The sequence below is a fragment of the Vibrio sp. CJQ_6 genome, from assembly GCF_043106745.1.
GTDB classification, from domain to species: domain Bacteria; phylum Pseudomonadota; class Gammaproteobacteria; order Enterobacterales; family Vibrionaceae; genus Vibrio; species Vibrio furnissii.
Map to the genome: position 1 here is coordinate 580,245 of NZ_JBICMV010000021.1, position 25,083 is coordinate 605,327.

The window sequence follows — 25,083 nt, forward strand, 5'->3', positions numbered from 1 at the left end:
TGACAAGGACTTCATTGTGAATAAAGTCATCGTATTGCTGCTTTCAATCTGCACTTTTTCTTCGTATGCCTTCGACGTGACGCATGAAATGGGGGTGGCGTCGTTCGAGTCGCCGCCTCAAAACGTCATTGCCTTGGATTGGGGATTGGCAGAAACCGTATTGAGTTTGGGCGTGCAACCCATCGGCGTGGCCGATGCTGCAGGGTATCGCCAGTGGGTGGTGGAACCGACATTGCCACAAGCCGTGACGGATGTGGGCTCTCGCCGTGAACCGAATTTGGAGTTACTCACCGAGCTCAAACCCGATGTTATTTTGATCAGCAAACACATGGCCGCTGCGTATGCGCAGCTCAATAAAATCGCCCCGGTGTTGGTGCATACCTTGTATGACGATCAACGTGCGCCGCTGCAAGCTGCGCAATCTGCGACGCGCTCGTTAGGTCAACTGTTGGATAAACAAGCCCAAGCTGAGCACGTGATTGAACAAACCAAGCAACGTTTGGTGGCCAATGGTGACAAAGTACGCATGGCTGGCGCCGCCGATAAGCCGTTGCTGTTTGTGCGTTTTATCAACGACAAAACGCTGCGCATTCATAGCCAAGGCTCGTTGGCGGATGCAACGATCCGTGCGATGGGGCTCAAGAACGACTGGCAGGAAGCCACGAACCTGTGGGGCTTTACCACCGCGGGCATTGCCAAAGTGGCTGAGCACCAACATAGCCGCGTGATGATCTTCGGGCCTTTGGAGCCGACTGCGCATCAGCAACTGACGCAATCGCCGTTGTGGCAAGCCATGGCATTCACCCGCAGTGATTCAGTCTACGAACTGCCCGCGATTTGGACTTTTGGCGGCTTAATCGCAGCGCAGCGCTTTAGTGACCACATTGCGCAGCAGTTGATTGGCCAATAAATGGATAGCGTACAAACCCCGCCTCGCCAAATGTTGCCGCTGAGTCGCGCCGTGTTCCCGATGGTCGCGGTAATCGCGTTCATCGGCGTAATGCTTCATATAACCGCGCCGTATGCCGAGGGCATCGGCCTGATTTGGGACACGCTGTTTCATTTCGATGCTTCGAACTACCAGCATTTGATCACTCAGTTAACTTATTTACCGCGCTTGAGCATGGCGCTGTTGTGTGGTTTTGCGTTGGCGGTTGCCGGATGCGTGATGCAGTTTGTGCTGCGCAACCCGATCGCTTCGCCCACCACACTCGGCGTCGCGGCTGGCGCGGAGTTTGGCATCATTCTTGGCATGTTGTTTGTGCCGATACAATGGAGTGTGCCGGGCTTTGTTTCGGCCTTCATGGGCGGATGCATGGCGACCGGATTGGTGTTTGCGCTCAGCGCTTCTAGAGGCTATTCGCCGCTGCACATGGTGTTAGCCGGGATGGTGGTCAGCCTGTTTCTCGGCTCCCTGAATACTATGATGTTGATGTTGCATGAACAGCGCTTGACCAGCTTATTCGTGTGGGGCGCCGGCGCACTCAATCAGAATGATTGGTCGAGTACTCAGACGTTGCTACCTGCGGTGTTTTTGCCTGCGGGGTTGTTGCTTATGTTGCAACGCCCGTTATCAGCATTGCAGTTTGGCGACCAAGTGGCGACGTCGTTGGGCGTCAATATTAAGCAAATCAAGCTACTGTGTTTGTCACTGGCAATATTCATGACCGCCGCAGTGGTCAGTGAAGTGGGGTTGATTGGCTTTGTCGGCATCGTTGCGCCAGCTATTGCGCGCATGCTGGGCGCGAGAACGTTAACTCAACAAATTGCGCTGAGCGGCGTGATCGGCAGCACGCTGCTGCTGATGGTGGATCTTGTCGTTCAACCGTTTTCAGGCGCAGGCGGTGAACTGTTACCGACTGGCGCGATGACCGCCTTGCTGGGCGCGCCATTTTTATTGTGGTTGCTGCAACGCACCCATTTGAAATCGGAACTCAAAGCACGATCGGAATCAGTCGGCCATTATCAGTTTGTTGATTGCCGCAAAGTGCTGCTGATCTTGGCGATGGTATTGATCGGCCTGTGCAGTCTTGCGGTGGTGGTGGGGAAAAACCAAGCGGGGTGGAATCTCGCACTCACGCCCTCGTTGTTTGAACTGCGCGCACCTCGCGTGCTGGTTGCACTGGGGGCGGGAATCGGCTTAGCGTTCGCGGGCACTATTATTCAACGCATTTCCAATAACCCGATGGCGAGCCCAGAAGTATTGGGCATCAGCTCTGGCGCGGCGCTGGCGTTAGTGCTAGGAACGCAATTGGGGCTAACCGTGAGCCGTGAGCAGCAAATGTTGCTGGGGTGTTTGGGCGCGGTGTCTGTGACCGCATTAGTGTGGGCGATGGGCAGAAAGCACAATTTTGCGCCCACGCAAACCTTGTTAACCGGTATTGCACTGAGCGCTGGCTTGGATGCTTTGCTGCGTGTGGTGATGAGTTCGGGTGGCGACAACGCGACCGCGCTGCTCACTTGGCTGTCGGGGTCGACTTATCTGGTGGCCGCGCAAGATGTTACTTTACTGGCGGTTGGCGTGACCATCATCGGCGCATTGGCGCTGACCCTGCATCGCTGGATTGAACTGATTGGCTTGGGCAACACCACCGCCCAAAGCATTGGCGTTGATGTCAAAATGGTGCGTTTGGTACTGCTTTTGTTGGTGGCAGGGCTGACGACACTGTGCACGATTGTGATTGGCCCCCTGAGCTTCATTGGCCTGTTGGCGCCGCACATGGCGCGTTCGCTGCATCAATATCGCGCTGTGCCTCAACTGCTGACCGCCGCTTTGCTCGGCGCGATCATTATGGTGTGCGCGGATTGGATCGGTCGAACCTTGTGGTTTCCTTGGCAATTCCCCGCAGGGTTACTCGCATCGCTGATCGGCGGTGGCTACTTCCTCTACCTCATGAGACGCTAACCCGCTCGCAGCTTGCCCCTTCCGTTGGATTGTTCCGTTGGACTGCCAAGTGGTTGGCTTGTACTAATGGCTTGTATGAACAGTATGTAAAAACAGATTGTATTCTGGTTGCGAAAATACAATTTTGGCAAAGGGGCGGCTTTGTGTTTACCATAAAGCCAACAATCAATTGATGTGATCTCGGATATGGATAAGAGCGCCAATACGCGGCTGCAACAAGAACTGCTGTTTAAAATGGTGTCCCGATTTAAAGCGGACGAGTTGAAAGCCGGCAGCAGCCTGAATGAATCGTCACTGGCGCAAGCGTTTGAAGTATCGCGCACGCCGGTGCGCACGGTACTCAAGCACTTGTGTGAGCGGGGCATTTGCAAAGCGGTGCCTTACAAAGGGTTTGTGCTGTTGGTGGATGCCACCGAAATACAAGCGATCGACAATGTGAGCAGTCAGCAATCGCGATTGGACGAACTCTATTTGCGTTTGTTGACCGACCTGTTTTTTGGCGACATGGAATCCACCTTCTCCGAAAAGGAGTTGCAGCAGCGCTATGACGCCAATCGCGGCGAGATTCAACAGGTGCTGCGACTGTTGGAAAACGATGCCATTGTGCGCCGCAGTCCCGGATATAAATGGCACTTGGATGGCGTGCTCAATACATTGGAACGCCACACCGAAAGCTATCGCTGTCGTTTGATTTTTGAACCTGCAGGTTTATTGGAGCCGAGTTGGCAGTTGGATCGCGCGGCGTTTGAACGCTGCCGAGACAAACATCAGCAGGCGATCGCTAACCCGCAAAGTATCAATGCCAGCCAGTTGTTTCACCTCAGTGCCGAATTCCATGAGTTACTTGCGGCGTGTTCAGGAAATCGCTTTTTGCTTGGCACCATGCAACAACACAACCGGTTGCGCAAAGCGACCGATCTGGTCTCGATGCATCTGCAGTCGTCAGTGAGCAAAGCGTGTCAGCGCCGATTGGATATCATCGAGCTTGTGTTGGATGGAGAGAATCAAGCTGCGGCGAAAAAACTGGTTCAATTGCTGGAGAATGACATTCGCGTCATGACACGGACCTATAACGACGTCATGAACGTCACGCCGCTTCAACGTGAAGCGCTGATCGACAGCATCGCAAGCAAATCCCATTCATTTCAATAACTTTCTTTTATTCAGCCGAGGTTATCTCGGCTGAATTACTTCTCGTTTTTCCCGTCAGGCGTTTCATCCAGATGATGGGTTATCCCTTTAATTATCCAAATTATAAATAATTGTACGCTTGCGTATTGTTTTTTGAATGCGAAAGTACAATAATAATGATTCTTATTTGTAATCAGAAAAGCAGTGGCGTTCATCGCTTGATCATGGCGTTGAAGCGTGCGGTTTGAACGGTCAGCCCGTATGCATCATCGCATTTTGTGTCTTTTCACGAGCGTAAGCGTGTCCGAGTTAGCTCACATCGGACGATGCGCTTATTGAGCCAAACCACGGTCAAAGTACGCACATGAGTCGCAGAATTCGTGGCGCTTTGCCTGAGATTCAACACAGAGAATAAAATGGAATTTCTAACACGCAGTTTCAAACTTTGTACCATTGCTGCCGCGGTCACCGCTGCAACGACCGTATTTTCAGCCCAAGCAGAAGAGATTAAAGCGCAAGAGAAAGTGGTGGTGGTGGCAAGCCGCACTCCCAAAGCGATCAGCGACATTCCCGGCACGGTGTGGTACATCGAATCGGCGCAGATTGAACAGGAATACCGCGGCGGTAAATCACTTGGCGAAATTTTGGCAACGGCCATTCCGTCACTGGATGTCAGCAGTGGCGCGCGCACCAACTACGGACAAAACCTACGTGGCCGCAACATGTTGGTGATGATTGATGGTGTATCACTGCAATCGTCACGCCACATCAGCCGTCATCTGGATTCGATTGATCCGTTTAACATCGATCGCATTGAAGTGCTGTCTGGTGCCACGTCGCTGTATGGCGCGGGCGCATCCGGCGGTGTCATCAACATCATCACCAAGAAAGCGCAAAGCCCTGAATTGACGCTGGAAACTTTCGTCGGCGGCACATCGGGCTTTAATTCCAACGAAGATGCTGACTACAAAATCGGTCAGTCTATAGCCGGCGGTAATGACACCGTTCAAGCGCGCGCTTCGGTGGTTTATACCAAAACGCAAGGGTTCTACGACGGCAATGGCACCATCGTCACTCCGGATATTTCGCAAGGCTCGCTGCAATACAACGAAACGGTCGATCTCCTCACCACGGTGGGCGTGAATCTCTCGGAAACCAAGAAGCTGAATTTGCTGGCGCAATACTACGACAGCCAACAAGATTCGCCGTACGGCTTGTACATTGTGAACAACAAATTTGTTGATGTGCGCAAAGGGTTCGATTCAGATCGCGAGCATGGTACCGAACGCATCATGTTGAGCGCATCGTATGTCGATGAACAGTTCCTTGGCCATCAATTGATCGCTGAAGCGTCGTACCGAAAAGAAGACCAGACTTACACACCTTACTATCAATCTTCGGGTCAACAGATCACCGAGGTGATCTCACTCAAAGCGGCGCTGGCCAAAAGCTTTAACAAGTTAAACCTTGTGTATGGCGTGGATGCATATCAAGACAAGCTCGACAGCAACCAAGCCTTGTACGATTCCACCATCGCGAACAATTCGGGTAACTTGATCAACAAAACCTATGCGCAAGTTGGCCGTTACCCCGGTGTTGAAGTACTTTCCGTTGCGGGTTTTGTCCAGGCCGATTATGCCATCACCGACGACTGGAGCGTCGATGGGGGCGTGCGCTACCAATACCTGCAAAACAAGATTGATGACTTCGTTGGTTACAGCCAGCAACGCCAAATTGCGGCAGGCAATGGCACTTCGGCTGATGCCGTTCCGGGGGGCGAAACCGACTACAGTGTGGGCTTGTTCAACCTCGGCACCATTTATCACCTCAACCGCGATTCTCAAATCTGGGCGAGTTTCTCCCAAGGTTTTGATCTCGCCGATCCGGCCAAATACTACGGCCAAGGCAGTTATTCATTGGTGGGCGATCATTGGCAGTTGAACGACAGCATCAACGTCAACAATTCGAAAATGTCGGGCATTAAAACCGACAGTGTTGAATTGGGTTACCGCCTCGATACGGGCGCGTTCAACTTACAAACAGCGGCGTACTATTCTCAATCGGATAAATCGGTGACTTACAACAGAACCACCATGCTGATTGAAGAAATTGAAGATAAGAAACGCGTCTACGGTTTAGAAGCGCTCGCCTCTTATTGGGTACACCAAAACATTCAGCTGGGCGCGTCGGGTCATTATGTGATTTCTGAAGTCAAAGGCGACGACGGTTGGGAAGATTACACCGCCGGTGAAGCCAGTACCTCAAAAGCGAACGCTTGGGCCCGTTGGGTGGACAACGCGCTGGCTGTTAAAGTGCAGAGTCAAACCATGTTTGATTACACCGATGCCTCGGATAACAAACTCAATGGTTACACCGTGTTTGATTTGGTCGGCAGCTATCAATTGCCTGTCGGTAGCTTGGGCTTTGGTATTCAAAACCTGTTTGACCGCGATTACACCACCATTTGGGGTCAGCGCGCACAAATCTTGTACTCGGCGCAGTATGACGCCGCCGCGTATGACTACAAAGGCCGCGGTCGTACCTACACACTCAACTACCAAGTGACCTTCTAACCCATCCCGTCACACCCATATTTGCGCCCAATCATTATCCGTATTGGGCGCAAAACATACCGCGTGGCGTGTTTGTTGTTCATTCGGTTGATAAATATGAATTATTTTGTTGACCTGAACATTCAATCCGTTAAAGTACGCCCCGTTCCCGCAATGATGTTGCTGGAACGGATGGTGTTACCATCGCATGATTGCGTTGCCCTGGTGGTGAAATTGGTAGACACAAGGGATTTAAAATCCCTCGACTTTCGAGTTGTGCCGGTTCAAGTCCGGCCCGGGGCACCATCAATCAGATACCATCCATTGAGGCGCGTTGGCAGAGTGGCCATGCAGCGGATTGCAAATCCGTGGACCTCGGTTCGACTCCGGGACGCGCCTCCATTTCTCTTCTTCATGATCTGATTCCTTCGTACCACTTCCTTTTTATATCTTCCATTTGATTTTCTCTTTTACATCTTTCGTTTGATGCTCTCATCGATCGCTCGCAATTGTTCGCGTGAATCGTTGGATTCGTGTTGAACTCGCTGTGATTTTTCAATCCTACTGCCATTGCCTTGAATTAGTCGTTCTTACTACATTCTCGCAACATATCTATACAAAAAACTCATCATTTCCATTTTTATACATTTTTATTGCATAAAAACGCGGTCGTAGTAGTATTACCGATAATTGGTAATTAATGCAGAATTTAGGCATGAATATTCGGGTTGATGGTGTAAATAAGTCATACGGTACAACACAAGTACTGAACGATATCAGTTTTGAGTGCGCGAAGGGCGAAACCTTGGTGTTGCTTGGCCCAAGTGGGGCTGGCAAGAGTTCGCTGCTGCGAGTGCTGAATCTGCTGGAAACAGCCGATAGCGGCCGACTCAACATCGCCAATCAATCGTTCGATTTTTCTCAGAACCCTTCTGAGCAGCAAGGGTTAGCGCTGCGTCGCAAAGTCGGCATGGTGTTTCAGCAATATCATTTGTGGCCGCACATGACGGTCATGGAAAACCTGATTGAAGCCCCAGTGAAAGTGTCGGGTCTGGATAAAACGCAAGCCAAGCAGCAAGCGATTGAGATCCTGACGACGCTGCAACTGGCTGATAAAGCCGATGCGTGGCCGTTGCAACTGTCGGGTGGCCAACAGCAGCGTATCGCCATTGCGCGTGCATTAATGATGAAACCCGATGTGTTGTTGTTTGATGAACCGACCGCAGCGCTTGATCCGGAGATCACCAACCAAGTGGTCAAAATTATCAAAGAGTTAAGTGGTACTGGTATCACTCAAGTGGTGGTGACGCATGAAGTGGATTTCGCCAAGAAAATCGCCAGCCATGTGCTGTACCTAGAGAAAGGCCGCATCATTGAACACGGCACTCACGAAGCATTTACCCAGCCGCAAACGCAACAGTTTGCGGATTATCTAAAACACTAATTATCCCTCTGGCTTCACGTGCCAGTCCTGCAAAAGTTGGAGTATTGCAATGAAGAAGATCCTTTTAGCATCTTTGATTGGTTTGGTTTCAGCCAGCGCGAGCGCGCAGCAAGAGATCAAATTCGTAATGGAAGCGACCTACGCACCGTTTGAATTCGTGGATGAAAATAACCAAATTCAAGGGTTTGACGTCGATTTGGCGAATGCGCTGTGTCAACAACTGGAAGCCAAATGTAGTTTCCACAACCAAGCGTTCGATAGCTTGATCCCAGCACTGAAATTTAAGCGCTACGATGCAGCGATTTCAGCGATGGACATTACTGAAGCGCGTTTAGAGCAGGTGAACTTTTCTCATCCTTATTACGATAACTCTGCTGCTTTCGTGTCATTGTCGGGCAAAGTGGCTGATCAAGCGGCGCTGAAAGGCAAGCGTGTCGGCGTACAAAATGGTTCGACTCACCAAAGTTACCTGCTTGAGCAGTTACCGGATGTGGTCGCGGTTCCTTACTCAAGCTATCAAGATGCGTTTATCGACATGAAAAACGGCCGTATTGATTCCGTGTTCGGGGACACCGCGGTGGTGGCTGAGTGGTTTAAAGGCGACAGCAACCTGACTTATGTTGGTGAGCACGTGACGAACGCACAATACTTTGGCAACGGCTTTGGTATTGCCGTCAACAAAGACAATCAAGCGCTGTTGGAACAACTGAACAACGCGTTGAGCGCAGTCAAAGAGAACGGCGTGTACGCCTCGATCTTCAATAAGTATTTCGGAAAGTAAGATGGCATTAACGGGCTACTCTTTATCGCTGGTACACGCAAGCTGGATGACGCTGCAAATCGCGTTTGCCAGCTTGCTGGTCGGTTTGTTATTAGCGTTACTGTTCGCCAGTGGCGAAATGGCCAAAATGAAACTGATCAAATGGCCAACGACGTTGTTGGTGATGGTGATCCGCGGCCTGCCGGAGCTATTGGTGGTGCTGTTTATCTATTTTGGTTCAACGCAGGTGCTGTTTCTGATCACCGGCGAGTTTATCGAGATCAGTCCGTTTATTTCCGGGGTTATCGCCCTGTCTTTGATTTTTGCCTCGTACGCTGCGCAAACGTTGCGTGGCGCACTGAAAGCGGTAGGTCGAGGTCAGCGCGAGGCGGCTAGTGCCTTAGGTATTCCTCCGGGCCGTGCGTTTTTTCGCATTGTGTTACCTCAAGCGGTGCGACATGCGCTGCCAGGGTTGATGAACCAGTGGTTGGTGCTGCTAAAAGATACGGCGTTGGTGTCGTTGATCGGAGTGACCGATTTGCTCAAGCAAGCGCAATTGACCTCTGCGGCGACTCACGAAGCCTTTACGTGGTACGCCACAGCCGCGGCGGTGTATTTGGTGATCACGTTGATCACCCAACGCGCCGTGAAAGTGATCGATAAGAAATTCGCCGTGCAAGGCATGAGTTCCCAAGAAGGAGCAAGCGCATGAAAGAACAGCATCTTTGGCAACTTTTCGAAGGTTTAGGCACCAGCTTACAGTTAACGGCGGCCTCGCTGTTGGTGGGCTGTTTGCTCTCATTGCTAATGACGGTGTCTTTGGTGATGCGCACGCCGCTGCTGCATTGGGTGAGCCGCGCGGTGATCACGCTGTTCACCGGAACGCCGCTGTTGGTGCAGATCTTCTTGGTTTATTACGGGCCGGGTCAGTTTGAATGGATTCGCGAAAGCGTGCTGTGGGTATGGCTCAGCAAGCCTTGGTTCTGTGCCATGGTGGCGTTGGCGCTCAACACGGCCGCGTACAGCTCGCAACTGTTTAAAGGGGCGTTCAACGCGATCCCAGATGGGCAATGGCAAGCTTGCCGCGCGCTGGGTATGAATAAAATAGCAACGCTGCGTGTGTTGCTGCCATACGCCTTGCGCCGCGCTGTGCCAGCATATTCCAATGAAGTCATTTTGGTGTTTAAGGGCACGTCGCTGGCAAGCACAATTACCATCATGGATTTGATGGGTTATGCGCAGCGCATCAATGCGCAAACCTACGATACGTTAACCGTGTTTGGTGTCGCGGGGCTGTTCTACTTGAGCGTCAATGGATTGCTGACGTTGGTGTTCCGCCAGATCGAGCGCAAAGCGTTAGCGTTTGAAGCGTATTAATTGACGCGACAAACTAAAAAAGGTCAGCCGAGGCTGACCTTTTTGCGTTTTAGAGTGCGTTAGGGTTTGGCGTAGAGCGCTTGTTCGGTGCGTAACCCTTTCACCAAGCTGATGCACATCAGCAACAACACAAAGCTGAATGGCAGGGCGGTGGCGACCACGCCAGATTGCAGTGCTTGCAGCGCCTCTTTACCACCAATCCAAAGCATCACGGCTGCAATCGCCCCTTCAACACTTGCCCAGAAAATACGTTGCGGAATCGGAGCATCCACTTTACCGCCAGCGGTGATGCTGTCGATCACCAGTGAGCCTGAATCAGACGATGTAATAAAGAAGATCAGAATCAACACAATCGAGATCATCGAAATCACACGACCAAATGGCAACTGTTCATACACGTGGAACAGGGTCAGCGAAATGTCGGTCAGGCCATGTGCGCCCAGTTCACCCACTTTGTTCGCCACCTGATCAAGGGCTATGCCACCAAAAACAGCCATCCAAATTAGTGTGAGTAGGGTTGGGATGAACACCACGGCACACAGGAATTCACGGACGGTACGACCACGAGAGACGCGTGCGATAAACATGCCGACAAATGGTGACCATGAAATCCACCAAGCCCAGTAAAAGACAGACCAGCCATTCATCCACACTTGGTCTTCACGACCGTGCGGGTTACTCAAACCAATGATGTTTTGCGCGTACGCCATGAACGTCTCAGGAATGGACGTGATGGCCGTGTCGAAAGTGACGGCGATAATGAAGATGAGCAAGGCAAACGCAAACGCCATGTTGACGTTACTGAGCACTTTGACGCCGCCATCGATGCCTCGAATCACGGAAATGATAGCAATAAGGGTGACAAACACAATCACAGCAAGCTGCATGCCGATGCCGCCATCGGTACCAAAAATGTAGTTAATGCCGCTGGTGGCTTGTTGTGCGCCTAGGCCCAACGAGGTCGCCAAACCAAATAACGTGGCCAACACGGCCATGATATCTATCGTGTGGCCAAGCCAGCCCCACGCGCGGTCGCCAAAAATAGGGTAGAACACACTGCGAATGGAAAGCGGTAAACCTTTATTGAACGCGAAGAACGCCAACGCCAATGCAACAATCGCATAAATGGCCCAACCATGGATGCCCCAGTGGAACATCGTGGCGCCCATCGCCAGCGATTTGGCTTCCGGTGTGTAGGGTTCAACGTTCAATGGCGTGCCCCACCAATCGGTGAAGTAAGCGGTCGGTTCGGCAACACTCCAGAATAACAAGCCAATCCCCATCCCGGCAGCAAAAAGCATCGATAACCAAGAGACGCGGGAATGATCCGGCACGGCATCTTTACCGCCGATGCGGATTTTACCAAAAGGAGAAACCATCAACGCAAAGGTGAAAAGGAGGAAAAAGTTGGTCACCCACATAAAGAAGGCGCTGAAGTCGTCAATGATGCCGTTCTTCAACGCGTTCAGTGCGTCTTTGGCGGTGATCGGGTCAACAATCAGCAGTGAGGCCAGAAACAGAATGATCAATCCTGCACTGATACCAAACACGGCGTTGTGGACGTCAAAGCCCCATTTCTGAATGTTGTCTTGACCCACCTGATAGTCGGTCGTTTCTATACTGTATTTCTTTAAAGCATCTTCCATAAAATCGCTCAAATGTTTTGTGCTCTATCCAAATTGCTTGTCTCAACAAGGCCAGATAGCAGGTTAAAAATTAAATTAATTTGTACTCGAATTATTTTTGTTGGCGAAATAATAACTAAAAATGAGTATTAAAGTCAAATTAGTCAATGTTTGTGGCTTTTTAGACGGTTTAAACGTCTTTCTTTTTAACGCAAATCATTATGTGTACGAAAGGTTTGCTTGTTCGGTCTGATGCCGAGAGCAATGCAGTCATTCGCACGTGTTACGGTGACGTTGTGGCCGAGGCTCACGAGGAAGGGCGATTGATAAGCTCGATAGAGGAATGGTCTGCCGATTGGCTTGATTGGCAGTGTGATCCACGCCATGCGATCTGCCCAGGTCGTCAGTTTTGACTTGTTTGGGTGGATAACGTTGGCGGCCGAGCAGCGCGGATTCATGGCGGATGTGGTGACGGCGGATGATAAATATTGTTCATAAAATAACCAAAATGAACAATGGTCGCGAATTGTTACGTCAATCGACGCGCTCTATTTCGGTGTGGGAGCCGACTTGAGGGAGTTCTTTAAATAAACCATCTGAGGGCAATGAATGAGCAAGAGAATTTATTTTGTTGCTGCGTTGATGATGCCGTACGGATGAGAAAAATTGAAGCTAGAAACAACGACGTAGCTGTTTTAAATATCAAAGTTGGAATGTTGATGAATCATTTAAATGCAGTTTGTTTTTTAAATGACTGGTATTTTATTGAGTGTATTAATCTTCGGGTTTTTAATTTTGTTAGATTTTATAAAAGGCAATATGATATCGAAAATTAATAAAATTCATGCTCTCCGTTTATAATCGATGTGTTGCCATGTGTATATCGTCGTAGAATGGTATTCTTTCTCTGAATTAAATATTAGTTAGAGATGAAATGACGTTTTTTTGTCATTGTCAAAAGTTTGTCATTTGCGAGGCAACTTTTTGATATTTATTGTATTCATGACAAAGGAATGTTGTCTTTTTTCGAGCTGTTAGTCTAATTTTTCTTCATTTGATGGAAAATGAAATCTCACCATTTATTTTGATTTGTAGGTTTTTGATTCTCCGTCGATTTCTATTTATTTATCATTTTATAAATAAAATTGGTTGAATTTTAACCAGTGGTTTTGTTAGTATTCTCACCGCTCAAGAGGTATTTTATTCGGCAAGCTAAATAGAAATATGCGACTGGTTACTGATAAAGCATCTCGTGAGTGACATGAGTTTTATGATTTAGTGATGCTCTCAATATTCATTGGTTTATATTGAGGGGGGATTTAGATTTAATTTAATTCACAAGTTCGTCATTGCAATGGAATATATGTACGCGATTGCAATGAAACTGTTATACACCCTATAAATGTAGAGATATTTCTCTGATCATTAAATAAAAATTGCAGTGGTATGCAATTTTATTTATATCAGCGATTTGCTGTCGCAAACTCGAATGACTCTTCTCTGTGTTTTTGCTTTACCGCGAGGTTTGATATGAACCAATTTTCGCTGGGCCTGTTTGCGTCCATCGGCGTCCTTATGTCTGTAAATACCGCTTACGCAGCACAAACCACTGCTCTGGAAGGGACGTTAAGTATCGAGTATGAAGATTTTCAAGGTCATAGTCAGCTGAAATATTGGCTCATCGACAATCAGAACAATCGCAGTGAAATCGCCTTAGCCCGCAATCCCGGTTGGTTGAAATCGGGTCAGCATGTGCGTTTGCACGGTCAAGCGAACAACGACAAGTTCGCTGTCGACGATGAAGGCATCACGCTTTTATCTACGGGGTCGTCTTCGTCAACCACAACCACAGTGACGTCAACCAACGCAACGGCAATCAGTGGCGAGCGCACGATTTTAGTCGTCGAAGTACATGCGCCATCTTATGACGTTGATCGTTACACCACGTCGGAGATCAGTGAGCTGGTGCTCAACCAAGCCAATCAATTTTTCCAAGAAACCTCTTACGGCGCGATGAGCCTGACAGGGCAGGTTGCGCCTTCCATTGTGGTTGATTACGACACCACCAGCTGCAAAACACCGGATCTGGCGATGAAAGCACAAGCCGTTTTGGCGAGCAGTGGTTACGACGTAAACGCCTATGATCACGTGATGTACCTGATGCCTTACTACGGCGCGTGCTCTTGGTCGGGCAAGGCCGAAGTGTCGGGCAAAAATACCTTTATTCGCCGCTTTGCCACCGACACCGTATTCCATGAGCTGGGCCATAACATGGGGCTGTATCATGCCAACAAAAAAGAGTGTGGCACGGCCGTCACCGATGGCAGCAACTGCACCGTGACCGAGTATGGCGATACCCTAAGCGCCATGGGGAACGCAACCTACACCACGCATTTCAACAGCTTCCACAAAGAGCAGTTGGGCTGGTTAGACAACCGCGTGGTGACGTTGCAAAGCAGCGGCTTGGTGACGTTGTCGGTGTTTGAAGAAAGCGATAACAGCGCGCCCAAAACGCTGAAAGTGTTGAAGGGCATCAATGCCAGCGGCAATGCGGAATGGTACTACATTGAATACCGTCAAGCGGTTGGGTTTGATGGTGCGTTTGGGACTTACTATGCGCACTATCTGGATGGCGTGCGTTTGCGTGAAGGTACTGACAACACGCCAAGCAGCAGTTTGTTGCTGGATACCACGCCAGAAAGCGCGACTGATGAAGGGTCGGATTGGTATGACATCAGCTTGCATCCGGGGCAGACCTACCAAGATGCACATAACGGTATCAGCATCAGCGTGGTGTCGTCAGACGCTGCCAGTGTCACGTTGGAGGTGCTGTATGGCAATGAAAGCGCGGCAACGTGCACCGTTGAATCGGCGACACTGACGGCCAGCAGCACCGCGATCGTCAATGCTCAGGCGGGGGACGCCGTCCAATTCACGTACTCGGTGACCAACAATGATACCAGCGAGTGTGGCTCGGCAACGTTCACGTTCAGTGACACGCTGCCCACCGGATGGAGCGCAGACTTGAGTCAAACCCAACTGACCTTACAGCCGGGTGAAACGCAGCAAGTGAGCATGAGTGTGATGGTGCCAAGCGACGCAGATGCAGCGGACTATTGGGTGCAAGCAAACACGCAACGCTCAGGCAGCAGCGCCACAAGCAGTGCGACCAATCAAGTGCGAGTGACGAGCAGCGACACTGGCACGGCCAACCAAGCGCCACAAGCGATGGGTGAAACGGTCATCATCAACAGCATCACCGCGGTCACCATTGATGTGCTGAGTAATGACTACGATGCCGATGGCGACAACTTGCAACTGGTGTCGGTTGGTCAAGGCAGCAAAGGGACGGTCTATGCCAATGGTGACGGTACGCTGACGTACGTGCCTGCGAAATCGTTCAAGTCGATGGACAGTTTTACTTACACCATCACTGATGGAACCGACACCGCGACCGCGACCGTGAACATCGAGCTGCAAAAGAGCAGTACCGGTTCCGGTTCAGAGACCACTTCGGGGTCAAAAGGCGGGAAAGGTAAAACGCGTTAAACGGGCAGGCAACAGGCAATCACCCAGCGCGGTATCTATTGTATCAGTTATCTCCATTACATCAGTTGTATCCATTGCATAAAAAGGGGCGATTTATCGCCCCTTTTGCGTATCAACTGATTCATGGTCTGTCAGCCCATTATTGTATGTCAGCCCATTAATTCGAGGCTGGCGGTGTGGTTGGTGCCGGGCACAAATCACAGGTTGCTGGGTCGGATTGTTGTCCGACGGTGCTCAGCAAGCCAGTGTCTGCGACGGGCGATGTGGCTTTGACGGTCGCTTGATTCGACAATGTGCCGTTCATGCCCACCAGTTCAGCCAGTGAACTTGGGTAGTACGAACCGGACGTGACCACACAAATGTCGCCTCCGCTGCCTGCTGGCATCCACTCCGTGGTTGCGGTATTTCGACAGGCGTACAGGTTGCTTTCTGAATTAAACAGCGCACATTCATTACCCGCCCCACAACTGGTATCGGATGGGTCGTTACAGCTCAGTGCATAATCCAGATCGAAGCTGGCATTGAGTGAGGCGTCTTTGTCATCGGTCAAACTGGTGACGTCTAATGGAACGTTACCGGTGTTACACACTTCGATTTCATACTGTTTCGCGACGGCCAATAGTCCGCCTGTGGCTTCGAGGTACGCATCACAGGCTTTACTGATGGTCAGCAGTGGCGTCAATTGCAACGCATCACACGGCACTGCTGCATCCAGTGAATCAGAAATGGATGACGTTGGGCCGGTGGTGACGCTGGCGGTGACATAGTTGGTGCCCCCGTTCACATCAGACACGTACGAACCCATGATGTTGAGCACTTCGTTGACTTCCCAGACTGAGCCCGCGCCGTAACCTGCCGCGCTATTGGTCAGCATAAATGGGGTGCCGTCACTTGGGGTGTCATCAATGGTCACGATTTGGGAGCCATCAATGGTCCCTGGGCCAGTGTTTTTCACTTGAATGGTGTAGTCCACATTGAACGTACCATCGTTATTAAAACTGGCGGTGCTACAGGTTTTCGACACATCGATACTACACAACTCAAAACTACCGACGACGAAGTCAGCCAAGCTGGCGTCAATGGATCGTGAAGCACGCGATTCCACCAAGAAGCTGGAGAAACAAGGAATGTCACGGCCTAAAAAGAGTTTGCTCAGATTGAGGCGGCCTTCGACAAACGATTCATATGGAAACTCGTTGGTTTCCCCGGTTTTGGCTTGATAAGTCCAGCCTGCCACATTGGGTAAGGGCACCGGTTCTTCATTGGCAATCCCACATACCAAGTCGTTTCCGAGGAAACTTTCACCACATTTTGCGCCGACAAAGCTTGGATCTTTCGGATCGCCAAAGGTGACAAACCGTTCAACTAAGTTGGTGGCCACATCACCACCGCCGCCTTGCCATTCCAATACTTGAATGTAAGGTTTACCCGCGGCCGATTGCGGAAACGAGATCAACACCAAGATGTCGCCGTCAGCGTGAGCACCGTAGAACTCGCCCCGTGCCTGACCTTCTGGAATGCCGACGTTACTTTGTAGGAACCAGAAACCGACGTACATATCACCGTTGTTGGCGTAGCGATCGGCACCGTAGTACAGCAACAATTCGCCTTGATCGTTGTAAAACGCCGCAGCATAAGCGTTGGTAAAGTCATCTTTTGGCTGGGGTGAGCCGGAACGGAACCACCATTCGGTGATGTCGATTTCATCTTTGGAACTACCTTTCCAGAAGATTTCGTCGGTGCCGTTTTTATCTTTTTGGAAGAACTCTGCGATACCGACCAAAGTGGCTTGGTCGTTAATGGTTTCCCAGTCTGGAAGACCATCAAAGTTTGTATCTTCAACGTTACCATCCATCTCCATTTCTTCATGATCCAATCCTGGAAGAGAAGCCATCACGGAAAAGCTGAGTAACGCTGCAAATAACGCACTGATACCGGCCAGAAGGAACTTCCGAGCCTGTATGATGTTCATCTTATTGCTCCTTATGTGCTTTCGCACAAGGCAAGGCGGTAAGTGATGACGCTTACCGCATATCAGGGCTTGGCACCGAACATGATCAGCGCACAAGCACCTTGGTTAGTGATTGAAACGGTGCCTGTCGGATGCACTGTTAACCCAAATCACGACAGGTATCGGGTTCGTCACAAGGCCGGTACGATGTGGTTGGCATGGTGATGATGGTGTTGGCGCCGGGTGCTTGGTTTGCGTGGTTCGATGTTGCGGCAAAACTGACACCAACACTTGAAGCAGCCAAAGCTGCAGCAAGGACAAGCGCTTTTAAATGAATGTGTTTCATGACTTTTTCTCCAAAGAGTCAGCGACGTTGAGCAAGTCGCATGGTGTGATACGGCTGAATGACCGGGTCAAACTACGGATCTGCTTCAAAGGCCAAATTGCTGGTAGCGTTTGAAACGGGTCTGCCGATAAGGCGGATGCGGGTTAAAAGGCAAGAAGCGATCCTGATCTTAATGGATTGAAAATCATGAGGATTGTGATTTGGTGAACTGTCCGCGGACACTTGCGGTGTCACACCATGGTTGATGGGATGTGGCGTGAAACTCATCGTTTCGTATAAAACACGAGATAAACGAATGAGTTAGCAAAAGGCCACGGCGCGGGTGCGGTGGTGTGAACTGTTACATTAGCATGTAACACATGAAACACTTTTATGGTGCGAAGGCCGTATTTCACGGGCTCGTGAGGCATCAATGCTCACTTTTATGCCAACTTACACGATGAACAGATGCAATCCATCCAGCCATGATTGATTGCGCTGGGTTCAGGAAGTATCGGTGACCTTCGGGTGACCTATTTTTTTGTCTGCTACTTTCAATTTGGTAATGATTGCCTTGGTTGAATGATCCCGAACAATGGCGAAGGTGTGATGGCAAATGCCTTGCTGTTAATGAGTTGTGAATCACCATGCTACCCCTTTAGGGTAGTTTAATTTTGTAATTGATTTACATCATGAATTCATTTTCTTTCATAATTAACAATCTTGCTTAACGAAATATGACAATTATCTAGGAATCCGTATGAGCAAGTTGAAGCTAGTGATCATCGGTAACGGCATGGTCGGCCATCGCTATATCGAAGATCTCGTGGAGAAAATGGATGCGTCTGAACTCGACGTCACTGTTTTCTGTGAGGAGCCGCGCGTCGCCTATGACCGTGTGCACCTTTCCTCCTATTTTTCCCACCACACCGCAGAAGAGCTATCGCTGGTTAAAACGGGTTTCTATGAAAAGCACGGCATCAAAGTCCACATGGGTGAACGTGCAATCAACATCAATCGCGAGCAGCGCACGGTTTACTCCAGTGCGGGCCGTGAAGTCCAATATGACAAACTGATTCTGGCCACCGGCTCGTATCCGTTTGTGCCACCAATCCAAGGCAATGAAGGCAAAGACTGTTTCGTTTACCGCACCATTGAAGATCTCAAAGAAATCGAAGCGTGCGCGAAGAAAAGCAAGAGCGGCGTAGTGGTCGGTGGTGGTCTGCTGGGTCTTGAAGCGGCTGGCGCGCTGAAAGCGCTCGGCGTGCAAACCCACGTGATTGAATTTGCCCCGGTGTTGATGGCTGAGCAGTTGGATCTGCAAGGTGGCCTGCAACTGCGTAACAAAATTGAGCGCATGGGCGTGCAGGTGCACACCAGCAAAAACACGCAAGAAATCGTGGCGCAAGGCACCACGGCGCGCAACACCATGAAGTTTGCCGACGGCTCTGAGCTGGAAGTGGACTTCATCGTGTTCTCAACCGGTATTCGTCCACAAGACAAGCTGGCGCGTCAAATGGGGCTAGACATCGCGCCGCGCGGTGGTATCGCCATCAACGATCACTGCCAAACCTCCGATCCGGATATCTACGCCATCGGCGAATGTGCATCGTGGAACGAGAAATTCTTCGGACTTGTCGCACCGGGTTACAAAATGGCGACCGTCGCGGTGGATCACATCGTCGGCAACGACAGCCGTTTTGAAGGCGCAGACATGAGCGCCAAACTGAAATTGTTGGGCGTAAAAGTGGGCTCCATCGGCGATGCCAATGGCCGTACGCCCAATTGCAAAAGCTACGTTTACCAGAACGAAGAAGAGGAAGTGTACAAGCGCATTATCGTTTCTGAAGATGGTAAAAAACTGCTGGGCGCCGTGCTGGTGGGCGACACCGCTGACTACGGTGACTTGCTACAACTGATGCTCAACGAGATTGAGCTGCCAAAACATCCGGATATGCTGATTCTGCCGGCCCATGCAGGCGCAGAGAAACCCGCACTGGGCGCTGACGCGTTGCCAGAAAGTGCGGTGATCTGCTCTTGTTTCGATGTTACCAAAGGCAAAATCGCGCAAGCGGTGGCCAATGGGTGTCATACGTTGGCGGAAGTCAAAGCGGCGACAGGGGCTGGCACCGGTTGTGGTGGCTGTATTCCACTGGTGACGTCGGTACTGAATGCGGAACTGGCGAAATCAGGCATTGAAGTGAAGAACGATGTGTGTGGCCACTTTGCGTATTCACGCCAAGAGCTGTTCCACCTGATTCGCATCGAAGAGATCAAAACCTTTGATGAGCTGTTGGAAAAACATGGCCAAGGTTACGGCTGTGAAGTGTGTAAACCGCTGGTGGGTTCAATTCTGGCCTCTTGCTGGGGCGAGCACATTCTGAAACCCCAACTGGTGAAGCTGCACGATACCAACGACAACTTCCTTGGCAACATTCAAAAAGACGGCACTTACTCAGTCATTCCTCGTATGGCAGGCGGTGAAGTGACGCCGCAAGCCTTGGCCGCGCTCGCGGCTGTGGCGGCAGAGTACAACCTGTACACCAAAGTGACTGGCGCGCAGCGTATCGGCCTGTTCGGTGCGCAAAAAGATGACCTACCAGCTATCTGGCGCAAACTGATTGAAGCTGGATTTGAAACCGGTCAAGCCTATGCCAAAGCACTGCGCATGGCGAAAACCTGCGTCGGTTCGACTTGGTGTCGTTACGGCGTGCAAGACTCCGTCGGTTTAGGGTCATTTATTGAGAATCGCTACAAAGGCATTCGTACGCCGCACAAGATGAAGTTTGGTGTGTCGGGTTGTACGCGTGAGTGCGCGGAAGCGCAGGGCAAAGATCTGGGCATCATTGCCACCGACGCGGGCTGGAACATGTACGTGTGTGGGAACGGCGGCATGAAACCGCGTCACGCGGATTTGCTGGCAAGCGATCTTGACCGTGAGACGCTGATCAAATACATCGACCGTTTCATGATGTTCTACATTCGCACCGCGGCGCCGCTGCAACGTACCTCAGTCTGGATGGACAATCTGGACGGTGGCGTGGACTACCTGCGCGAAGTGATTGTGGACGACAAACTGGGCATCAACGACCAGCTTGAAGCCGACGTTGCCAAACTGGTGGCTGAGTACGAATGTGAGTGGACAGCGACCATTCACGATGAATCGCAACTGACGCGTTTCGCGCACTTCATTAACTCAGACCAGCGTGATGACAACGTGGTGTTTGTGCCAGAGCGTGCGCAGCATCGTCCGGCGACATTTACTGAAAAACATCCGCAAGCCAAAGGCGACATTCTGCACGTCGCGGCGACTGAAGCATAAGGGAAGGTGGATCATGTCTTTTGAAAAAATCTGTCACATCAACGACATCATTCCAGGCACTGGCGTGTGTGCACTGGTCAATGGCGAGCAGGTTGCCGTCTTTCGTCCAACTGAGGCCGAAGCGGTATTGGCGATCAGCAATACGGACCCGTACTTTCAGTCCAATGTGCTGTCGCGCGGCTTGATTTGTGAACATCAAGGCGAGCTGTGGGTCGCCAGCCCGCTGAAAAAACAGCGTTTTAATCTGAGCACGGGCTTGTGTATGGAAGATGCGCAGTTCAGCGTGAAAGCGTACCGCGCCCAAGTGGTGAACGGTGACGTGGAAATCGCCGCGTAATCAGACCATCCCTCCTCTGCGGAGGAGGGATGTCGCTCCATCGACGATTCAATAGACAAAGGTTTCTTGACGCATCAGCCCCCGTTTATAGCGATGTTCTCGATGCCTTTCTCTATTCAATTTTCACTTTTAAATTTCACTTTTTAGATAGGGACACACTTATGTCTGCATTAAAACCCGCTGAATTTGTTCAAACCATGGTGGACGTTGGCGAAGCCAAAATCAAAACTGCGGCGCGTGATTTGATTTTGCGCGGCACCATGGCCGGGATCATTCTCTCCTTGGCGGTTGTCGTCGCGATTACTGCCATCACGCAAACCGGCATTGGCCTAGTGGGCGCGCTGGTCTTCCCGGTGGGCTTTTGTATTCTGAGCCTCATGGGTTATGACCTGGTGACTGGCGTATTCGGCCTGGCGCCGCTGGCAAAACTCGACAACCGCCCGGGCGCAACCTGGGGACGCGTGCTGCGCTGCTGGGGTTTGGTTGGTCTGGGTAACCTGATCGGTTCGCTGATTGTCGCAGCGTTGATTGCGCTTTCTCTGACGATGAACTTCAGTGTTGAGCCGAACGCAGTCGGTCAAACTTTTATTAAAGTGGCCACTGCGCGGACGGTGGGTTTCGAAAATCTGGGCGTAGACGGTTGGATCACCTGTTTTGTGCGCGGCATTCTGTGTAACCTGATGGTGTGTCTGGGCGTGATTGGTAACATGACCGCGCGCAGCGTCGCGGGTAAAATTGCCGCCATGTGGCTGCCCATCTTCATCTTCTTCGCGTTGGTATTTGAACACGCGGTGGTGAACATGTTCCTGTTCCCACTGGGCATGATGCTTGGCGCTGACTTTGGTATAGCGACTTGGTTGAACTTCAACCTGATCCCAACCATTCTGGGTAACATTGTTGGTGGTCTGCTGTTTACTGCCATTCCGCTCTACCTGACTCACGCCAAAACAGCACCAGCGTTGAGCACTAAATAATTGAGCAGAGGCTCCGCGCGCAAGCGGAGCCTTTCCCTCGCGCGCTGTAAACCCGAGCGAGGAGATCACAACTGGGGTTTGACGATAACAAGTCATCATTTCACCGCCAGCGGCGCAGAGGGTGACTTTTTATACTCAAATTTGAATGGATTGATGCTGCTATGACGACTCATCCCACATCTCACTCGACCTCGCTTCCTACTGAGCTATTCACAAAGGAATGCTCAGAGGAATGCACAGAGAAATGTACAGAGGCATGCGCTGGCTTTGTGTCTTTGGTTGGCGCCGGACCGGGCGATCCGGATCTGCTGACCGTGAAAGCGCTGCGCGTGATTCAGCACGCGCAAGTGCTGGTGTACGACCGTTTGGTGTCTCAAGCGATTCTGGATTTAGCCCCGCAAAACGCAGAACGCATTTATGTGGGCAAGCAACTCGATTTTCACTGCGTGCCGCAAGATCAAATTAACCAGATTCTGGTCGATAAAGCGCGCGAAGGTAAGCGTGTGGTGCGTTTGAAAGGCGGCGACTCGTTTATCTTTGGTCGTGGCGGTGAAGAGCTTGAAGTGCTGGCGGATAACCAGATTGCGTATGACGTTGTACCGGGCATCACCGCAGCGGCTGGAGCTACGGCCTACGCGGGCATTCCGCTGACCCATCGCGATCACGCGCAGAGCGTGCAGTTCATCACCGGTCATTTGCAAAAAGATGGTCAACCCATTAACTGGCAATGTCTGGCGCAAAGCAACCAAACTTTGGTGTTTTACATGGGCCTCAAACAGAGCCCGCACATTACCGAACAACTGCTTAACGCGGGACTAAGCGGTGACACCGCATGCGCCATTATTGAACGGGGCACGACGGCGCAGCAGCGCGTTTACCGCGGCAATCTGGCTACTTTGCCTCAGTTGGCGCAACAGGCCGAGAGCCCAGCGCTGATTGTGGTGGGCAGCGTGACCAGTCTGCACGAGAAGCTCAAATGGTTTAAAGGCTGATCAGATTTGGCAGCGGCTGACGCGTCGCTGCATCTCTTGTTGGCGCATTGGCATGGCATCAATGGTCTTTTTCACCTGCATCCAGTCGGTGGTTTTGCCCCAACGCAGTTTTTCTTCACCATCTTTGCCAACAAGCAGCGTGGTGTGACTGCCGGTCGGGACACGATAAATCATCGACACATCCTGCAGATTGAATTCGTGTTTGAGCCAAGCGGGATAGCTGAAGCCGTCTTCGGTGATGACTATGGTGACAACGTCACGCTCATCCAATTCACATTCGTGCATCAGGGTCTCCAGTAAGAACTGACGCACATAATCATCTTCCGTAGGCGCGAAGAACAGCACGCTGCGATGTGACCATGCATTCGAGTTAAGTGGGTAGGCGAAGGCCAGTAGCGGCAGGGCGCTTAGGCAAAGAGCCCATAACTTCATTCTCATACGTCCTCCTGTGGCGATGTCCAAGGGTCACAATGGCTGGATGACAGGCATTCGCGTGACGTCAACTTTCGCGTTCAAGGCAGGTTGTGTGGTAAGGTCGCACACTTACCGCCTTTTAAGACATTCGGGTCTTGTTACTCTTACGTTCCTTCGGGAACCGGAGTTCACCAGCCCGCGCAGCACAGACGAAAATTATGGAAACGATTGCCATTTTGGTGGATGTTCAGAACGTGTACTACACCTGCAAAGAACGCTACCAGCAACACTTTAACTATAACCATTTTTGGCAACAGGTGACGAACGGTCGCCATGTCGTCAAAGCCAACGCATACGCGATTGCCTCCAACGACAGCCGCCAACGTCAGTTTCACCATATTTTGCGGGGCATCGGCTTTGAAGTGATGTTGAAACCTTACATTCAACGTTCCGATGGCAGTGCGAAGGGGGATTGGGATGTTGGGATTACTTTAGATGCGATTGAGCTGGCACCCGACGTGGATACGGTGGTACTGGTCTCGGGTGACGGGGATTTCGATATTCTGGCTAAGCGTATTCAGGATAAATACGGCAAGCAAGTGGAAGTGTATGGTGTACCCGGATTGACGGCGAGAAGCTTGGTTGACGCCGCCAATCGCTACGTCACGATTGAAGGTGCGTTACTCCTCTGATGGGGTGACGCTTTCGTCCACGGTCGCGTCTGCGGCCGCTTGTTCTGCTTCCATCTTGGCGCGTTCAGCTTTAGAAATATAACGAGGCTTGTTGCTGTTGTGCAGTTTCGCGTTTTGCTTTTTCAGCTTCGTTTTTAAAATTTGGTTGATTCTCTTTTTACGGTTCATCTCTGGCTCTGGGAGTCAAGGTTGCGAGGTGCGGAGCTTACTTGTTTTCAGCCGTAAGCTCAACAGCCGCGTACACGGTTTTCGATTGGTTTGAAAGGGTGGCTACATGGCATTGTCATCGCTGCTGGGCGGCGCGTTGTTGACGGAGTTTAAAACGGTGCACGGCATGCTGCAGATATACTGCAAAGCGCATCATCCAAGTGAGATCAAAGGTGAGAATGGACTCTGCGAAGCGTGTCGCGCGCTGCAACATTACGCAGAGGTACGCCTTGATCGCTGCCCCTATGGTCAGCACAAGCCAACTTGCAATCGTTGCCCGATTCATTGTTATAAGCCCGAACCCAAAGCGCAGATGCGAGCGGTGATGCGCTACGCGGGGCCGCGAATGTTACTGCATCATCCCATTTTGGCGGTGCGTCACTTGCTGCATGAGCGCCGCCGAGTGCCGGCCAAGCCTCCGGCGAACCAGTCCAATCGTCATCAGCGTCAACAGGTGAAATGAATCTCTGCCACGAAACACCAATTCACAGGCGCAAATCACGCCAATGACGAATCACGCCAATAA

Annotated in this window: 20 protein-coding genes and 2 tRNA genes; 17 read left to right on the forward strand and 5 right to left on the reverse strand. The window is 51.0% G+C overall.

Going from position 1 to position 25,083, the window contains the following annotated elements:
* Positions 1 to 16 precede the first annotated feature (16 nt).
* From ACF8PK_RS13415 to artM, 10 genes are all read left to right on the forward strand, one after another.
* Complete coding sequence (locus ACF8PK_RS13415) at positions 17 to 910, forward strand: iron-siderophore ABC transporter substrate-binding protein (protein WP_392441753.1); 894 nt, start codon at positions 17 to 19, stop codon at positions 908 to 910.
* A 60-nt stretch (positions 911 to 970) separates the two neighbouring features.
* The gene (fhuB, locus tag ACF8PK_RS13420; protein WP_392441835.1) at positions 971 to 2,905 is read left to right on the forward strand and encodes a Fe(3+)-hydroxamate ABC transporter permease FhuB; all 1,935 of its coding nucleotides are present in this window, start codon (positions 971 to 973) and stop codon (positions 2,903 to 2,905) included.
* Positions 2,906 to 3,091: 186 nt separating this feature from the next.
* Positions 3,092 to 4,057: a GntR family transcriptional regulator gene (locus ACF8PK_RS13425; protein ID WP_158164520.1), complete on the forward strand. Its 966-nt coding sequence runs from the start codon at positions 3,092 to 3,094 to the stop codon at positions 4,055 to 4,057.
* 395 nt (positions 4,058 to 4,452) lie between these two features.
* A complete protein-coding gene (locus ACF8PK_RS13430) occupies positions 4,453 to 6,609 on the forward strand; it encodes a TonB-dependent receptor (RefSeq protein ID WP_392441755.1) in 2,157 nt (718 codons plus the stop codon).
* Positions 6,610 to 6,807: 198 nt separating this feature from the next.
* Positions 6,808 to 6,894: transfer RNA gene (locus ACF8PK_RS13435), tRNA-Leu, on the forward strand.
* A 22-nt stretch (positions 6,895 to 6,916) separates the two neighbouring features.
* Positions 6,917 to 6,990, forward strand: a tRNA-Cys gene (locus ACF8PK_RS13440).
* A gap of 313 nt (positions 6,991 to 7,303) precedes the next feature.
* Entirely contained in the window at positions 7,304 to 8,032 is a 729-nt protein-coding gene (gene artP, locus ACF8PK_RS13445) for an arginine ABC transporter ATP-binding protein ArtP (RefSeq protein WP_086027315.1), read from the forward strand.
* Between the two features lie 49 nt (positions 8,033 to 8,081).
* The gene (locus ACF8PK_RS13450) at positions 8,082 to 8,813 is read left to right on the forward strand and encodes an arginine ABC transporter substrate-binding protein (RefSeq protein WP_004726887.1); all 732 of its coding nucleotides are present in this window, start codon (positions 8,082 to 8,084) and stop codon (positions 8,811 to 8,813) included.
* Position 8,814: 1 nt separating this feature from the next.
* Positions 8,815 to 9,504 carry an arginine ABC transporter permease ArtQ gene (gene artQ, locus ACF8PK_RS13455; RefSeq protein WP_055465642.1) on the forward strand — a complete coding sequence of 230 codons (690 nt, stop codon included), beginning with the start codon at positions 8,815 to 8,817 and terminating at the stop codon, positions 9,502 to 9,504.
* Complete coding sequence (gene artM / locus ACF8PK_RS13460; protein ID WP_004726885.1) at positions 9,501 to 10,169, forward strand: arginine ABC transporter permease ArtM; 669 nt, start codon at positions 9,501 to 9,503, stop codon at positions 10,167 to 10,169. Before artQ ends, artM begins: the two co-directional genes overlap by 4 nt.
* A gap of 59 nt (positions 10,170 to 10,228) precedes the next feature.
* Here artM and ACF8PK_RS13465 read toward each other — a convergent pair whose 3' ends face one another.
* Positions 10,229 to 11,815 (reverse strand): BCCT family transporter, encoded by a 1,587-nt coding sequence (locus tag ACF8PK_RS13465; RefSeq protein ID WP_014257483.1) that lies wholly within the window; start codon positions 11,813 to 11,815, stop codon positions 10,229 to 10,231.
* A 1,509-nt stretch (positions 11,816 to 13,324) separates the two neighbouring features.
* Here ACF8PK_RS13465 and ACF8PK_RS13470 point away from each other — a divergent pair.
* Positions 13,325 to 15,343 carry an Ig-like domain-containing protein gene (locus ACF8PK_RS13470; RefSeq protein ID WP_392441758.1) on the forward strand — a complete coding sequence of 673 codons (2,019 nt, stop codon included), beginning with the start codon at positions 13,325 to 13,327 and terminating at the stop codon, positions 15,341 to 15,343.
* A gap of 157 nt (positions 15,344 to 15,500) precedes the next feature.
* On the opposite strand, the gene ACF8PK_RS13475 is transcribed toward ACF8PK_RS13470, so the two are convergent.
* Positions 15,501 to 17,315, reverse strand: a complete 1,815-nt coding sequence (locus tag ACF8PK_RS13475) for a hypothetical protein (protein ID WP_143680000.1) — start codon at positions 17,313 to 17,315, stop codon at positions 15,501 to 15,503.
* A gap of 139 nt (positions 17,316 to 17,454) precedes the next feature.
* Complete coding sequence (locus ACF8PK_RS13480) at positions 17,455 to 17,640, reverse strand: hypothetical protein (RefSeq protein ID WP_041943187.1); 186 nt, start codon at positions 17,638 to 17,640, stop codon at positions 17,455 to 17,457.
* A gap of 739 nt (positions 17,641 to 18,379) precedes the next feature.
* On the opposite strand from ACF8PK_RS13480, the gene nirB reads away from it, so the two are divergent.
* The 4 genes from nirB to cobA all read left to right on the forward strand — a co-directional run bounded on the left by nirB (position 18,380) and on the right by cobA (position 23,244).
* Positions 18,380 to 20,941, forward strand: a complete 2,562-nt coding sequence (gene nirB / locus ACF8PK_RS13485) for a nitrite reductase large subunit NirB (protein WP_392441760.1) — start codon at positions 18,380 to 18,382, stop codon at positions 20,939 to 20,941.
* Between the two features lie 13 nt (positions 20,942 to 20,954).
* Complete coding sequence (gene nirD / locus ACF8PK_RS13490) at positions 20,955 to 21,278, forward strand: nitrite reductase small subunit NirD (protein ID WP_004726879.1); 324 nt, start codon at positions 20,955 to 20,957, stop codon at positions 21,276 to 21,278.
* 161 nt (positions 21,279 to 21,439) lie between these two features.
* A complete protein-coding gene (locus ACF8PK_RS13495; RefSeq protein WP_004726878.1) occupies positions 21,440 to 22,252 on the forward strand; it encodes a formate/nitrite transporter family protein in 813 nt (270 codons plus the stop codon).
* Between the two features lie 269 nt (positions 22,253 to 22,521).
* A complete protein-coding gene (gene cobA, locus ACF8PK_RS13500; RefSeq protein WP_392441763.1) occupies positions 22,522 to 23,244 on the forward strand; it encodes a uroporphyrinogen-III C-methyltransferase in 723 nt (240 codons plus the stop codon).
* Here the strand turns inward: cobA and ACF8PK_RS13505 are convergent, their stop codons facing one another.
* Positions 23,245 to 23,676 carry a DUF4174 domain-containing protein gene (locus ACF8PK_RS13505; RefSeq protein WP_154179787.1) on the reverse strand — a complete coding sequence of 144 codons (432 nt, stop codon included), beginning with the start codon at positions 23,674 to 23,676 and terminating at the stop codon, positions 23,245 to 23,247.
* Between the two features lie 200 nt (positions 23,677 to 23,876).
* Between ACF8PK_RS13505 and ACF8PK_RS13510 the strand changes: the two genes are divergently transcribed.
* Positions 23,877 to 24,350, forward strand: a complete 474-nt coding sequence (locus ACF8PK_RS13510) for an NYN domain-containing protein (protein ID WP_172562423.1) — start codon at positions 23,877 to 23,879, stop codon at positions 24,348 to 24,350.
* Here ACF8PK_RS13510 and ACF8PK_RS13515 read toward each other — a convergent pair.
* On the reverse strand, positions 24,339 to 24,518 hold the full coding sequence (locus ACF8PK_RS13515) for a DUF2986 domain-containing protein (protein WP_004726874.1): 180 nt from the start codon (positions 24,516 to 24,518) through the stop codon (positions 24,339 to 24,341). The two genes, ACF8PK_RS13510 and ACF8PK_RS13515, sit on opposite strands and share 12 nt — an antisense overlap.
* A gap of 106 nt (positions 24,519 to 24,624) precedes the next feature.
* On the opposite strand from ACF8PK_RS13515, the gene ACF8PK_RS13520 reads away from it, so the two are divergent.
* Positions 24,625 to 25,020 (forward strand): nitrous oxide-stimulated promoter family protein, encoded by a 396-nt coding sequence (locus ACF8PK_RS13520; RefSeq protein ID WP_392441766.1) that lies wholly within the window; start codon positions 24,625 to 24,627, stop codon positions 25,018 to 25,020.
* Positions 25,021 to 25,083 lie beyond the last annotated feature (63 nt).